At 45.2% G+C, this 14,913-nt stretch carries 13 protein-coding genes and 1 other annotated feature; of the genes, 4 read left to right on the forward strand and 9 right to left on the reverse strand.

Going from position 1 to position 14,913, the window contains the following annotated elements:
- Positions 1-16: 16 nt before the first annotated feature.
- Both N5C46_RS12435 and N5C46_RS12440 read right to left on the reverse strand, forming a co-directional pair.
- A complete protein-coding gene (locus N5C46_RS12435; protein ID WP_261748928.1) occupies positions 17-1,573 on the reverse strand; it encodes an ABC-F family ATP-binding cassette domain-containing protein in 1,557 nt (518 codons plus the stop codon).
- Positions 1,574-1,678: 105 nt separating this feature from the next.
- Positions 1,679-2,794: an NAD(P)/FAD-dependent oxidoreductase gene (locus tag N5C46_RS12440; RefSeq protein WP_261748929.1), complete on the reverse strand. Its 1,116-nt coding sequence runs from the start codon at positions 2,792-2,794 to the stop codon at positions 1,679-1,681.
- A gap of 268 nt (positions 2,795-3,062) precedes the next feature.
- Positions 3,063-3,272, forward strand: a binding site (T-box leader).
- Between the two features lie 74 nt (positions 3,273-3,346).
- Between N5C46_RS12440 and N5C46_RS12445 the strand changes: the two genes are divergently transcribed.
- Positions 3,347-4,690 (forward strand): sodium-dependent transporter, encoded by a 1,344-nt coding sequence (locus N5C46_RS12445; RefSeq protein ID WP_261748930.1) that lies wholly within the window; start codon positions 3,347-3,349, stop codon positions 4,688-4,690.
- A 54-nt stretch (positions 4,691-4,744) separates the two neighbouring features.
- Here the strand turns inward: N5C46_RS12445 and N5C46_RS12450 are convergent, their stop codons facing one another.
- The gene (locus N5C46_RS12450; RefSeq protein WP_261748931.1) at positions 4,745-5,266 is read right to left on the reverse strand and encodes a superoxide dismutase family protein; all 522 of its coding nucleotides are present in this window, start codon (positions 5,264-5,266) and stop codon (positions 4,745-4,747) included.
- Positions 5,267-5,623: 357 nt separating this feature from the next.
- Between N5C46_RS12450 and N5C46_RS12455 the strand changes: the two genes are divergently transcribed.
- On the forward strand, positions 5,624-6,586 hold the full coding sequence (locus tag N5C46_RS12455; RefSeq protein WP_261748932.1) for a S8 family peptidase: 963 nt from the start codon (positions 5,624-5,626) through the stop codon (positions 6,584-6,586).
- A gap of 112 nt (positions 6,587-6,698) precedes the next feature.
- Here N5C46_RS12455 and N5C46_RS12460 read toward each other — a convergent pair whose 3' ends face one another.
- From N5C46_RS12460 to N5C46_RS12470, 3 genes are all read right to left on the reverse strand, one after another.
- Positions 6,699-8,054 carry an IS1182 family transposase gene (locus tag N5C46_RS12460; RefSeq protein ID WP_261748840.1) on the reverse strand — a complete coding sequence of 452 codons (1,356 nt, stop codon included), beginning with the start codon at positions 8,052-8,054 and terminating at the stop codon, positions 6,699-6,701.
- 124 nt (positions 8,055-8,178) lie between these two features.
- Positions 8,179-8,418: a YkuS family protein gene (locus tag N5C46_RS12465; RefSeq protein ID WP_060671538.1), complete on the reverse strand. Its 240-nt coding sequence runs from the start codon at positions 8,416-8,418 to the stop codon at positions 8,179-8,181.
- A gap of 61 nt (positions 8,419-8,479) precedes the next feature.
- Positions 8,480-8,635 carry a hypothetical protein gene (locus N5C46_RS12470; protein ID WP_261748933.1) on the reverse strand — a complete coding sequence of 52 codons (156 nt, stop codon included), beginning with the start codon at positions 8,633-8,635 and terminating at the stop codon, positions 8,480-8,482.
- Positions 8,636-8,784: 149 nt separating this feature from the next.
- Between N5C46_RS12470 and N5C46_RS12475 the strand changes: the two genes are divergently transcribed.
- Positions 8,785-9,222 carry a ferritin-like domain-containing protein gene (locus N5C46_RS12475; RefSeq protein ID WP_034760943.1) on the forward strand — a complete coding sequence of 146 codons (438 nt, stop codon included), beginning with the start codon at positions 8,785-8,787 and terminating at the stop codon, positions 9,220-9,222.
- Positions 9,223-9,254: 32 nt separating this feature from the next.
- On the opposite strand, the gene N5C46_RS12480 is transcribed toward N5C46_RS12475, so the two are convergent.
- Entirely contained in the window at positions 9,255-11,525 is a 2,271-nt protein-coding gene (locus tag N5C46_RS12480) for an ATP-dependent DNA helicase (protein WP_261748934.1), read from the reverse strand.
- Between the two features lie 100 nt (positions 11,526-11,625).
- On the opposite strand from N5C46_RS12480, the gene N5C46_RS12485 reads away from it, so the two are divergent.
- Complete coding sequence (locus tag N5C46_RS12485) at positions 11,626-12,225, forward strand: YczE/YyaS/YitT family protein (protein WP_261748935.1); 600 nt, start codon at positions 11,626-11,628, stop codon at positions 12,223-12,225.
- A gap of 40 nt (positions 12,226-12,265) precedes the next feature.
- Here N5C46_RS12485 and N5C46_RS12490 read toward each other — a convergent pair whose 3' ends face one another.
- Together N5C46_RS12490 and N5C46_RS12495 are read right to left on the reverse strand one after the other, a co-directional pair.
- Positions 12,266-13,516, reverse strand: a complete 1,251-nt coding sequence (locus tag N5C46_RS12490) for an ATP-binding protein (protein WP_420720458.1) — start codon at positions 13,514-13,516, stop codon at positions 12,266-12,268.
- Between the two features lie 197 nt (positions 13,517-13,713).
- Complete coding sequence (locus N5C46_RS12495; protein WP_261748937.1) at positions 13,714-14,763, reverse strand: ATP synthase beta subunit C-terminal domain-containing protein; 1,050 nt, start codon at positions 14,761-14,763, stop codon at positions 13,714-13,716.
- Positions 14,764-14,913: the final 150 nt, after the last annotated feature.

The raw sequence follows: 14,913 nt of genomic DNA on the forward strand, positions 1-14,913 counted from the left end.
GGTTCGGCTTTTTTCATTAAAACAATTTCGTTGTCCAGTCTTCACAGTTCCATACTTCCGTCGCTACATCCTGATAGAAGTCAGGTTCGTGGCTGATTAAGAGCACGGTTCCTTTGTATTCCTTCAATGCCCGCTTCAACTCTTCCTTAGCCTCAACGTCCAAGTGATTGGTCGGTTCATCGAATACAAGGACGTTCGATTCCTTGTTCATCAATTTGCATAGGCGTACCTTTGCTTTTTCCCCACCGCTCAGCACTTCTACCTTGCTTTCGATATGCTTCGTCGTCAATCCGCATTTAGCAAGTGCTGCACGTACTTCTGCCTGGTTCATGGAAGGAAACTCATTCCATACCTCTTCGATGCACGTGTTATTGTTCTTTGATTTGATTTCCTGCTCGAAATAACCGATATGAAGATAATCACCCAGCTCCACTGAACCGGAGATCGGTTTGATTTCCCCGAGGATGCTCCGTAATAGAGTCGTCTTCCCGATTCCGTTGGCTCCTGATAGAGCAATCTTCTGCCCGCGCTCCATCTTGAGGTTGAGAGGCTTTGATAACGGTTCATCGTACCCGATCACAAGATCCTTCGTTTCAAAGATGACCCTGCCTGCGGTTCTCGCTTGTTTAAAATGAAATTCCGGCTTCGGCTTTTCCGCAGCCAGTTCGATCATATCCATCTTATCAAGCTTCTTCTGACGGGACATGGCCATGTTACGGGTGGATACACGGGCCTTATTGCGGGCCACGAAATCCTTCAGCTCCGATATTTCCTGTTGTTGTCTCTTGAAAGCTGACTCAAGCTGCTGCTTCTTCATTTCGTGGACACGCTTGAATTCGTGATAGTCCCCCGCATAGCGATTCAATTCCTGATTTTCCATATGGTAGATCAAATTGATGACACTATTTAAGAACGGGATATCATGAGAAATCAGGATGAAGGCATTTTCGTATTCCTGCAGGTAACGTCTCAACCAATTGATATGCTGCTCATCAAGATAGTTGGTAGGCTCATCGAGTAATAAAATATCCGGCTTCTCAAGTAAAAGCTTTGCCAACAATACTTTCGTCCGCTGCCCTCCACTTAAATCGTGGACATCCTTATCCAATCCGATATCATCCAACCCAAGTCCACGGCCGATTTCTTCCACCTTGGCATCAATGATGTAGAAATCATTATTCGTCAGTGCATCCTGAAGGGTCCCGGTTTCCTCAAGTAATTCTTCCAGTTCTTCAGGGGTAGCTTCCCCCATCTTGGCGAAAAGCTCATTCATTTCCGTTTCCATATCAAAGAGGTATTGAAAGGCCGTCTTCAATACATCCCGGATCGTCATCCCCTGCTTCAGCTTCGCATGCTGATCCAGATAACCGATGCGGATCCGCTTCGCCCATTCGACTTTTCCTTCATCGGGCTCAAGCTTTCCTGTAATGATATTCATAAATGTAGACTTTCCTTCTCCGTTGGCACCGATCAAGCCGATATGCTCACCCTTCAACAAACGGAAAGAAACGTCATTAAAAATCGCACGGTCACCGAAACCGTGGGTTAAATTTTTGACTGTTAATAAACTCATGTCGTAAACACCTTTTCTTTCTATACTAAAATTCGCTCTCTCTATTATAAGGGTCCTTTTGCTTAGAAGATAGGGGGAAATGAGCTGGTGTTTTTTTACTAACGCTTACCCGAGGGCCCCGGCTACGTCATAGTCAGCGGGATCAAGTTCAGTCGTTTCACCCATCACCAGTTTGGCAAGTTCCGATCCAAGGTATGGACCAACCGTCAAACCCGATGCCCCAAGACCATTTGCCACCCAGACATCATCCAGCCCCGGTACCGGTCCGAAAACCGGAAGGAATCCAGGAGTGAACGGCCTGAATCCGACTCTCGTTTCCACTACTGCCGCGTCTCCAATCCCAGGTGCGACAGCCGTTGCCTTCTGAAGGACTTCGTATAGACCGCCCGCTGTCACCCGGTGATCAAAGCCCACATCGTTTTCATGTGTGGCTCCAGCCACGACTTTCCCCTCGGGGAAGGCAAGGAGGTATTGATCATTCGGAGGCATGACGACGGGCCATTCACCCGTCTCTCCCCCTCCTATTTCCAGATGGAGGATTTGGGCTTTCTGGGAGGTTACAAGAAAGTCTATTCCGAGAGGCTGAAAGAGTTCCTTTGCCCAGGCACCGGCAGTTACGATCACTCCATCCGCCCGAAGCACTTCATCCGCTATCTGGACACCGGTGACCCTGTTTTTTTCGTGTAACAATCCGGCATCCCCTTGTCGTAGTGTTGCTCCGTTCTTTTTAGCCCCGTTCAAGAGCGCATCCCGCATTGCCCTGCCATCCACCCGGGCTGCGCCGCTTACGTGAACAGCCTGGAACTCTTCTGATAACAGCGGAAAGCGCTGACGTGTTTCTTCTGAAGTCAGAAGCGTCAGTTCACCGATTTCCGGAGCATCCTCCCTGCGTTTCTCTGCTCTCTCCATCATTTTATGGAGCTTATTCACATCCGTGTGGAGGCTGATGGCCCCCACACGTTTATAACCTGTTTCAGTTTCTCCGTCTGCTTCTAACTGTCCTATGATGCTCGGATAATACTTCGCCCCACCCTTTGCCAGGCGATACCACACTTTATTCCTGCGCTGTGAAAGCCATGGACAGACGATCCCTGCCGCTGCATCCGTTGCCTGTCCAGGGTCATTCCGGTCAATAATCGTGACATCCGCTCCTGCTTTCGCAAGATGATACGCTGCGGAAGCCCCGAGAATGCCTCCCCCAATGATGATATATGATTTCATGCAAAACACCTTTTCAGTCCATTTTTTCTTTATTTTACTTGAGAAGAGGGGCGAACTCAATGGCTGGACGTTTCAATGGATGGGAATCAGCTTGTACCTGGTACAAGTTGCCCTTTTTGTACCAGGTACATCCCCTCCTATATGGACCAGGTACACAATCATCACCAAACCAAAAACCACCATCAATTCCAGACAATTCTCACTACTTTTCCCAAAATAGATTGACAAGTTGTTTTGATTCATGATAAAAATTGTATAACCTAATATTGAATAAGCTTTGAAGGAAACTAGTAGCGGACATTTCCCTGTTTAAGAGAGCCGGTGGTTGGTGTGAACCGGTACATAGATGAAGCGAATTTCGATTCCGGAGCTTCTTTTGACGAGATCAAAAGACGGGTAAGACCGTTATGTGTGAAGAGTGATGAGAAACATTTTCTCATAACTAGGGTGGTACCGCGATATTCAAATCGTCCCTACGATATGTAGGGGCGATTTTTTTATTTGGTCAGAAATTACCCTCACACGTCAATAATAACCGAAAGGAGTATGAGAATGAGTCAGCGTGAACAATGGTCATCGAAAATCGGCTTTATTTTGGCGGCAGCCGGGTCTGCCATCGGATTGGGGGCCATATGGAAATTCCCTTATATTGCCGGTGAAAATGGAGGCGGAGCATTCTTCCTGATCTTTATTTTATTTACTTTAATACTCGGCCTTCCATTATTACTGGCTGAATTCTCAATCGGACGTACGGCGGGAAGCAATGCGGTGGATTCGTACCGAAAGATTGCTCCCGGGACCAAATGGCACTGGGTGGGGGTCCTCGGGATGGTCACATCCTTCATTCTGCTTTCCTTCTACAGTGTCATCGGGGGATGGATCGTCGTTTATTTATTCAAAGCTGTTACAGGACAATTAAACGGCCTTTCTTCAGATCAATACGCAGAAGTATTCGGGGCAACGATATCAAACCCCGGGATAAGTGTGTTCGTCCAGCTCCTCTTCATCCTGATGACCATCATCGTGGTGGCCAAGGGGATTGAAAAAGGGATTGAACTCGCAAGTAAAATTATGATGCCGGCATTATTCATTCTTTTCATTTTGTTAGTGATCCGCGCAGTGACCCTTGATGGTGCAGCGGAAGGAGTTACATTCCTGCTCCAGCCGGACTTTTCCAAAGTAACGTCACAGACGATTTTAGAGGCGATGGGTCAATCGTTCTTTACGTTAAGTGTCGGGGTTTCGGTGATGGTGACATACAGCTCATATCTTCCGAAAACACAAAGTCTTCCCCGTTCGGCCATTTCGATCGTGGCGATGAATATCTTCATCGTATTACTGGCTGGACTTGCGATTTTCCCGGCAGTATTCGCTTTTGATCTGGAGCCCGGCGCAGGTCCGGTGCTGCTATTTAATGTACTGCCCACTGTGTTCAGTCAGCTTCCTTTCGGGATGCTCTTCTTTATCGCATTCCTTGTACTATTCTTGTTCGCAGCATTGACTTCAGCGTTCTCGATGCTTGAGATCATCGTATCGGTCATTTCGAAGGGGGACCCCGGAAAGCGTACGAAATGGTCGTGGATCATCGGTCTCGCCATCTTCGTTTGCGGTATCCCATCGGCTTTATCTTTCGGGGTACTTGGTGATATCACATTGTTTGGGAAAACCATCTTTGATTTAGCCGACTTTACAGTAAGTAATGTATTGCTTCCCATCGGATCATTGCTCATAGCTCTCTTTGTACCGCTCAAAATGAAGAAAACTGCTTTATATGATGAATTGAAGCAGGGCAGCGGGTTGAAACGGGGATTGTTTGAAACCTGGTTCTTCTTGATCCGCTTTGTGGCGCCGGTGTTAATACTATTCGTCATGCTTGATGTCCTGGGAGTGTTTTAACCCCTCCCAGGACATACAAAAGGGTTGACCCGAGCCGCGGGTCAACCCTTTTCTTTATGATGCTCCATACCCCATGATCACTCCGCACGCCAATCGTTTCCCTGCATCTCCTGAAGGCTGTGACCTGAAGTCATCCGGGTTTTGATGAATGATGACACCCTTCCCTATCACATCTTTCACGTTGAATTTATTCGTGAAAAAGGACATCTTTGCGTAGCCGTCATTTGAAAACAAAACAGGAAAATCCCCTGCATGATTCCCATGCGGCTGGTTGGTCGGATTCCAATGCCCTCCTGCAGACGTGAATGGTTCATTGGGTTCCCCTATTTCACATACCCCTTTTTCATGGAGGTGAAATCCGTGGGGACCGATCGGCTTTTGATCACCCTCTCCTTCTTTATAGGAAGGTAAACCTGTCACCTCGGCAAATACTTCAACACCATTTTGCACTTCCCGAAAAAACACATATCCTTTGAGCCCTGGAGCGAGTGGACCACCCTGAATGTGAGCGTATGCCATGTTCGGAGCATTTCGGTAATGGGAATAGGCAGGATAGCCATATTGATAATAATTCATCCGTGTGCCCCCTTTCTTCACCTTATTTTATGTTGGAACCCGGGGCGACATGATGAAAAACCTGGAACAGTGATTTTAACCAAACGTTTGTTTAACATCGAAAATCCTTTTCCTATCAAGGGTTCGTACCGTTATTCAAACGTTTGTTTAAATTTTCATCACCCAAATGAGCGACCTCCCCGCTCATCCCCTCAATCAGATGGGTCAGTCCTCCCTATATGCAAAGGTGAAAGAAAATATGACTGGTTTTATTTTCCTATTACTATTATCCCTTTTCATTTTGTCCAAAAAATGTTATATTTTCAGAAACTTCTGATTTATTTTCCTGTGTGCAACACTATTTTAGGAGGGATTGCTATGCAAGGTGAAATGAGGTTAATTCCCTATTTCATGGACGAAATGATTGTGGATGCAAATGAAATTCCTAAAGGCGTTGACTTAATCCAAGCCCCAAGCATGTGGAAAAATGGGTATAAAGGGAAAGGTGTCACCATCGCAATCCTTGATACGGGATGTGATATGAACCACCCTGATCTTACAGGAAGGGTGAAAGGATTCCGAAATTTCACCGACGATGATGACGGTGCAGAGGATAATGTGACGGATTACAGCGGACACGGTACCCATGTGGCTGGGACAATTGCCGCAAACGAAAATGGTGACGGGGTCATCGGAGTGGCTCCAATGGCTGACTTACTGGTGATTAAAGTTCTCGCCGGCAGCCGCGGAAGTGGTCAGTATGATTGGATCGTGAACGGTATTCTATATGCCATCGAGCAAAAGGTCGACATCATTTCCATGTCTTTGGGGGGGCCTTCGGATTATGATCCTCTGCATGAAGCCATTCAAAAAGCGGTGGATGCCAATATCCTCGTGGTGTGCGCTGCAGGGAATGAAGGCGACTCCAATAGCGGCACTGATGAATTTTCCTACCCTGCCTGCTACAATGAAGTCATTTCGGTCGGCGCCATCGATCTTCAAAGAAAGTCTTCCTACTTTACCAATTCCAACAATGAAGTTGACCTGGTGGCCCCCGGCGAACAAATCCTATCGACCATTCCCGGAGAAAAATACGCCAAGCTCAGCGGAACCTCCATGTCAGCTCCCCACATCTCTGGAGCATTAGCCCTGATCAAAGAATTTGAACAAGCATCCTTTGACCGGAAACTTTCTGAATGTGAAGTATATGCGCAGCTCATTAAGCGGACTGTACCACTTGGATTCCCGAAAACTTTGGAAGGGAATGGCCTGGTCTTTTTAACTGCTCCTGACCTCCTGCGCGAGCACTTGAGAAACCAGCCTCTTGCCCAGATTGGGTGATGGACACAAAAAGAACAGCCATTGATGGCTGTTCCAGACTGTAGACAAACCCCACCTTCACTTTAACCGAAGGTGGGGTTTTCTGATATTTTAAAAGATTTTTCTCCTGTTTCTAGGCTGGACATGGCCCTCGCCATGTCCAGTTTGCCAACTTCTTAAGATTCATGGCAGCGAATGTAAGCATCGCCTGCATTGAAACTTTTTTAAGACCTCTTAAGGTCGTCCAACGCATGCCATGCTTTTCTTTTGCGTCCGCAAAGACCCGTTCGATCGTTTCTTTGCGTTTCGCATATAGAGTTTTATTAAGTTCTGTATGTCTCAAATGTTCTACTTCATCTATGTAATCCTGCCACACATGTCGATGAATCATCTTGGTGTGATTCTTACTTTGTGTACAACGTTCTAACAGAGGACAGTCTTTACATTCCAAAGGATTTGAAGCGTATTGTTTGTACCCGTCTCTTGTGGTAGTACGGTAAGGTAAAATTTGTCCTTCGGGACAAAGATAGGAGTCAAAATATTCATCGTAAACGTATTCGTATTTCCTAAGATATCCGTCTTTCGTTCTCGGCCGTGTATAAGGCATAACGGGTCTGATTTCTTGGTCCATGAGGAATTTAGCGATGTGGGGTGTTTTATATCCTGCATCAACAGCGACAGAACTGGGCTTACCGACTTTATCCGTGACTTGAGTGACGAGCTTGTCCAACATCCGACTATCGTGAACATTTCCTCCCGTGACAAGAGATCCTAAGATAAAACCCCGGGAGTCGCTTGCCGTATGAAAAGAATACGCAAACAGCTTTTCGCGCTCATCTTTTACGTAATACCCACTTTCAGGGTCTGTCGTGCTGACCTTTATTTCTTTTGACTCTTCTTTATTCTGTGGGGGGAAGGGCTTTTTTCCGTGTTCCTCTCGGTCAATGTTGATCTCTTTATCCAGCTGATCCTGATACGTTCTAGTTTCGACTCGGGCTATTTTCTTTTCGAATTTCTTCTTATTCGCATTCGCTTTTACATGAGTAGAATCTATAAACGCAACGGATGGATCCACCAATCCTTTGGTCATCGCTTCTTTCAAAATGCGGTAGAAAATTTGTTCAAAGAGATCCGTATCGTGGAAGCGCCTAACGTAGTTTTTACCGAAGGTTGAAAAGTGAGGGATTTTCTCTTTGAACGAATACCCAATAAACCATCGATAAGCAACGTTGGTTTCGATTTCTTTGATGGTTTGACGCATGGAGCGTATGCCAAAGAGGTATTGGGTAAAGACCATTTTAATGAGAACAACGGGATCAATACCAGGCCGCCCATTGTCTAAACAATATTTATCTTCTACTAAGTCATAAATAAATTCAAAATCAATCGCTTGTTCAACTTTCCTAACTAGATGATCCTCAGGAACAAGTTCATCTAGCGCAACCATTTCAATTTGATTTCTTCCTTCTTTAGTGTGTTTTGATAACATTTTTATCCCCCACAAAAGCTTTATTCCTTTCTATTATACAAAAAAAGCTTGTAGACTTGGTCTAATTCTTAGACTTTGTCTACAAGCTGGAACAGCCATTGATGGCTGTTCTTTTGTGTTGGGGTTATTGCAGTCTGCTTTCGACTTCTTGGCAGATTTGATCGGCACTCAGTCCGCTTGCTTCGATGACAGGGCCTTGAGTCGCTACATTTTGAATACCCATTACATCTGTATCCATTCCTGTCACGACACAGCAGTCACACCCGTTTGCATCTGATTCCTGCTTAAGCTCCACTACTTCATGCCCCTGTGCCCGTAAGGCTTCAACAACGTTAGTTAAGGATTGTTCAACACCAATTCTCATGCCTTTACACCTCCTGGTTCTACATATAGGTTTTTCTTTCAATGAAAAAGATATTCGTCCATTATTTTTTATTTACTTGTCTGCCGCTTTTTTTCTGACTTTGTCCCTCTGAATTTCCCATCTGGGTATCAGATGCAAATTCCACATCGTTTTTGGCCTTTTGTTTTGCCAGCTGTTGAGAAGTTTGGTCCATACTCTTCCTACCCTGCTTAGACATGCTCATCCCTCCTCTGACTTTTATAGAATTAGAATCCCCATTTTCAGGCAAAATATTTGAAGGGCATTCGATTCCCGCCGGAATGTTTATTTTTACATCAGCCCGGGTAAATAGTCTCTATAACAACAATGAAAAAGGGTGGTATTTACATGGATGAAGCAAAATTACATGAATTGATTGATGGGTTAAACGAAGATTTAGCCAATGAATATGCGGCAGTCATTCTTTACACTAACTACGCTGCTGTAGTGAGCGGCTTGTATCGTCAAATCTTAAAGCCTTTCTTTGAAGAAGAAATTCCTGATGAGCAGGGTCACGCTTTATACCTTGCTGAAAAGATTAAAACATTGGGTGGTCAGCCGACAACGACGCCTGCTGCAGTTAAACAAACGGATAATGTGAAGGAAATGCTGGAAGAAGGCCGTAAAGCCGAAGCAGATACCATTGAGCGTTATAAGAAGCGTAAAGAACAAGCCGAGGAATTGGGTCTTGTTGAGCTCAGCATCAAGCTTGATGATATGATCGCCGATGAAACGCATCACCTTGAAGAATTTGACCGTCTGTTAAAGGATCCTTCTTTTAACTAATGATAAAAGACCGCTGTTTTCAGCGGTCTTTTTTACGTTACGATGCGATACCCTTTCCATTCATCCAGCAATAAAGCCTGGTATTTAGGGGTCAGATACCGATCATCGATCAGCTTCAGGACTCCCCTGTCCTCTTCCGAACGGATGAGTCTTCCTCCTGATTGAAATACTTTATTCAACCCGGGATACACATAGGCATAATCATACCCGTTCATTCCCATGCCATTAAAATAATCCCTGATGATTTCCTGTTCCACAGAAGGCTGGGGCAGCCCCACCCCTACCACGATCACACCCTTTAACCGGTCTCCTTTCAGATCGATCCCTTCTGAGAAGATCCCTCCCAGGACCGCAAGACCGATAACGGGTTGTTCTCTATCACTCCGGAACTCCCCGAGGAATTCTTCTCTTTCTCCCTCCCTCATATTCGGTTCCTGAATCAGGACCACGGCGTCCAATGATTCTTTATTCAGCCTGTCATACGCTTCCTGCATATAAGAGTAAGAAGAAAAGAAGACGAGATAATTTCCTTTGTACCCATTGAACGTCTCCTCTATGGAACGCGTAATGATGGGAAGGGTCCGTTCCCTGTCCCTGAATCGGGTGGAAATCGGGTGGATTCCTACCTTCCACTGGTTATGCTCAAATGGGGAAGGAATCAGGAACCGATAATCTTCTTCACTCCCGCCCAGCTGCTGAAAATAGTACGAAAACGGATGCAGTGTAGCAGAGAAAAATACCGATGATTGATACGGACGTGTAACCTGTTTAATAAGCTTCGATGGATCGATGCAGTAAAGTTTCACTTCTAATTCACGGGAGCTTCGCTCAATGAGAAAACGATGTTCCTCAGAGTAGAGATTTGAAATCCTCACAAAACTGATGCTATCGAAATACAACTGCATAAATTCGTCCGACCATTCCCTGCCCGTTTCCCCCAGACACTGTTCAGCAATTTCAATGAAGCTTACTACCGACTCAACGAGTTGATCATCCAATTCGGCCCGGGTGTCAGCACCGTCTTCTTTTTTCAATCGCAGTAATTGTTTATTAACTGCAGTAATTCCCTGCCTCAACCCGTCATGGTCAGGGTACATCTTTTTGATTTGTAAGAAAGCAGACTTTTTCAGGGAGGCAGAATACATTTCCCTTCCCCTTCCTACCAGATTATGGGCCTCGTCTATGAGCAGATTCGTCTTTTTCTTACTTTCATCGCTCATTCTTTTCAAGGAAACCCTCGGATCGAAGATATAGTTATAATCGCAGATGACTCCGTCCACCAGGTAGGAAAGGTCGATGGAATATTCAAAAGGACATACCTTATGCTTTCTCGCGTAGGATTCAAGGATGGGACGCGTGATGATGGTTTCCTGTGTCAAAATATCAATCAGCGCTCCGTTAATGCGATCATAATATCCGTTTGCAAATTCACAATACTCCTTCTGACAAATTGTTTCTTCTTTAAAGCAGATTTTATCTTTTGCCGTGATCGTAACCGTCCTGTGGGCCAGACCCTCTTTTTCCAAAAGAAGAAGGGCCTCTTCTGCCACTGTACGGGTGATCGTCTTTGCCGTCACATAAAACCACCTGCTGTTCCCTTCTTCCATTGCTTTTATGGCAGGGAAAAGGGTGGAGATGGTTTTTCCTGTTCCCGTAGGAGCATTGGCATAAAGGGATTTCGATTCGGATACGGTTTTATATACGGCACCTGCAAGTTTTTTCTGCCCTTTTCGGTACGAAGGATAGGGAAATATCAGATCGGTGACACTTTTCATTTTGTTTTCTTCATTTGTCAGAATCACATTGGCAAACGGTGTATACGCGACCAGGGTTTCATTCACGATGCGTTCAAGCTCTCCAATGGAATAGATTTGCTTGAATGACTTCGTTCTTTCTGATTCAACCTCGATATAGGTTAATTGAACACCCACATGGGAGAGCTGCTTTTCCTTTGCCAGCAGGTATGCATAGCATTCACCCTGAGCCCAGTGAACCCGGCTTCCTTCTTCAATCAATTCCAGTTTTTTTGCCGTCGATTTGATTTCCTCCACGGTCACTTCACTGTCATCATAGTGAATGCCATCACAACGGCCTTCAAGATGATAGACGAGACCACCGGCTGCTTTCTCTCCTTTCAGGAATACTTCCTTTTCATCGCCTTCTTTATATTGTTTCTGCAGTTTCTGATGGAGTCTTGTGCCGTTGACCGCAGAGGAACGAGCCTGAAATCTCAGATCGATGCTCCCTTCCTTATACACAAACTCCACTAACTCCCTGATGGATACCTTCATGATTTTCTTCACGTACGTTTCACCTCCAGTTTTCAAAGGAAATTGATATTCTAACTTTTTTCAGATGTACATATATATTAGACAAGCTGTTCGGAACGGAGGATTCGGGAGAATGAAGGCAAGATTCATCTTTTATTGCATTGGATTACTATCTCTATCATTAGGGGTGTCACTTATTATCAAAGGGGATTTGGGAGCAGCTCCCTGGGATGCACTGGCCGTCGGGGAATCCACCCTGCTTCACCTTTCTATCGGGACATGCATTTTCATGAATGGATGCATTCTCATCCTCATAAACGCACTTTTATTAAAAGAAGGGATCCAATGGTTAGCCGCCCTCTCCATCTTTGTGATCGGGATGATGGTTGATTACTGGATCACGTCCGGTCTCAAAACAATTGAACCCATTGGATTTGTTCAACAACTATCTTTTGTCTTGATCGGCATCCTGCTCCTGGGGATTGGGATTTCCATCTATCTTCAAGCCAAGCTCCCTTCAAGCCCCATGGATACGTTCATGGTGGCGATCCATCACCGGTTCGGGTTAAACTTGCGCAATTCCCGCTTGCTAAATGAAGCGATTGCCATCACCCTCGCCATGGTCTTCCACGGGGCTGTCGGTATCGGAACGGTCATTGTCGCCTGCACGTTAGGCTTTATCATTCATATCTTCTATCCTATCATGGAACGTATGTACGGGAAATGGAGCTGAGGGATTTTTTGATTCAACAAAAAAACACTTAGTCCTTTCCCTAAGCGTTTTGATTATTCATATAAGCATTTTCAAGATTCGAATCAAATTTAGCAGACTGATTTAACGGCAGGCTTATCGTTGCCACTGTTCCTCTATTCACAATGCTTGAATAATGGACATGCCCACCCATGGCGGCGATGATCCGCATGGACACGGATGTTCCGAGACCGGTCCCCTGATCCTTTGTCGTGAAGAAGAGTGTCCCGATTCGTGCGATCTGTTCTTTCGTCATTCCTTTGCCTGTATCTGTTATGGTGATGATCACCTGTGTATGGGTGACTTCCAGATGTATGGTGACACTTCCTTGGGGAGGGGTTGCCTCAATGGCATTCTTGATGATATTGACGAATGCTTGTTTCAATTTATTCCGGTCTGTCAATAAGTACCCGTCTTCCTTCAAGTCCGCCTCAAGATAAACCCCTTCCTTCAATGCGTAGGCATTGAGGAGGACGGTGACATCTGAAAGGACTTCTTTGACATTGATCTTCTCGACCTTTTCGAGCTCCGGCTTGGCGAAGTTCAAATAATCGTTGATGATGTCCTCTGCCCTTCCCAATTCACTTAGTACGATCTTCAAATATTCTTCATGATCACCTTTGACCTGCTTTTTCATTAATTGAAGGAATCCTTTCACAACCGTCAGGGGATTGCGCACTTCATGCGCGATGGAGGCGGCGAGTTCACCAAGAGTATTGAGTTTCTCCGACTTCATGATTTCTTCCCGCATGATCTTCTTTTCAATCATCCATTCATTCAGTTGAGCTGCGAGTCCCACTCCCAGCACCTGGATCCCTCCGAATATAAGGACATAGATACCCATCTCCCGGTTACCCGAAACAGGGACACCGGATAGGAAGGCAAAGGAAAGCAGGATCCCGAGCATGACCAGGGCCGGCCAAAACCCCAGTAACACAGCAAATGTCACTCGTTTTCGTGGAGGGAATGACCAAAAGCGATTGGAAATCAAAAATGGCAGGACTCCTGCCAGGAAAGCACTGATGAATCCAAAGAGAATCGCATCACCCCCATGGATGATACGTGCCGCCAAGATAAACATGAAGACGATGCCCCCGGCTTTCCTTCCACCGTACAACATGGAAAGAACCAATGGGATATACCTGAAATCCCAATACAGCCCAAAGCTTTCAAAGGCGAAAATCAAACACATGAACGCTGCAATCCCATGTAATACACCAATGAAAACAGGGGATTTCCCCAGCCTGTGATTTTCCAGGAGAGAGGTTTGAATGAGAACAGGAGCCAATATAATCAGTACATGTAATAATAATTTCTCAATCAGCATCGAAATGTCTCCCAGAAAAAAGTATTACTTTACACATACGACAAAATTTGGATAAATCCTTTCTCAATAGACATAAAATAACGAAAAAAGTCATAGGGACGGACCTCGGCACTCCTGCCCGGGGTCCGTCCCTCATAAGAAGGTTAATTCAATTGTCCTTTATAGGTGAGGTCTTTGGGGTCGAGGTGGTTGTAGTTGCCCTGGAGTATGTTCTGTATGTCCCCGATGGTTTGTTGGACCGGTACACTCTGTCCTTTCACCTTGGTGAATTCCTCCGCGACATAGAAAGGTTGACTCAAGTATGCTTCGAGTCTCTCTCCTATTTCGAACAGCTCAAGGTCTGCGTCGGGGATTTTATCCTTACCGATCGTATTCATCAAGACGCGGATTTCTTTATATCGCCTTAACACTTTCTTTGCCTTCTTATGGGTCGCAGCGTGGCTTGCATCCAAAGCTTCGTCTTCGAGCAGGATAGATGTCGACTGAACGGGATGAATGGCCGGGTACATTCCACGGGTAGCAAGATCTATGTCGAAATAACACAAGGTATCAAGTGGACCAAACGGGTCATCTTCATCCACTGCTTCTCCGCTTGGATCAAATAAAATGGTGGTGATATCCGGATAGCCCTCTGCTTCGAACCTCTCTCTCAATTCATACAGCTCCCCTGAGACAATAAACGAACGATCAACATACAAGAGAATACTTTCCTTATCCCCCACCAATGAAACCTCCGCAAAGGCATCCCCGATCGTGTGGCATTTCGCATCGACGAATCCTTCAAGGTCACTTAAACCGGGATAAGTTTGATCCGGAGTTATTAAAATGGCATGGTAACCCTTCTCTTTCAATACTTGTGTCATTTCAGCCAAAACGACAAATTGGCCGATCTGGGATCTCGCAACGAATCCGTTGGTCCCCCCCTGAACAATGGGTGCAAATAAATCAAGCGGTTTAATCCCCGTTTCAATCATACTTACTTTCCCTCCTTGAATAATTAATTCATCCAACGTGCAATTTGCCAGGTTTGCAAGGGTCACGATCGTTTTCACTTCGGCGCGGCCCACCGATATTTTCCCTGTACATAAATTGGACACAGTGGCAGGCCTTAATCCCACCGTTTTGGCCGCAGATGTGAGATTCGGTACACGCTTGCGCAGCAATGAAACATTTAACCTCAAATGATCTTTCATGGTAAATATCCCCTCCTTACTTTATAAGGTAATCGATTTTACTTCCAAAAGCAACACTTTTTTATATTTAAAGCGTAATTTTTTTACTTTTAAAAGTAATAATCATTCATGATCACTTATTCCACTTTTTATATTAATCTGAATTTCTCT

Source organism: Rossellomorea vietnamensis (assembly GCF_025398035.1).
Classification (GTDB): domain Bacteria; phylum Bacillota; class Bacilli; order Bacillales; family Bacillaceae_B; genus Rossellomorea; species Rossellomorea vietnamensis_B.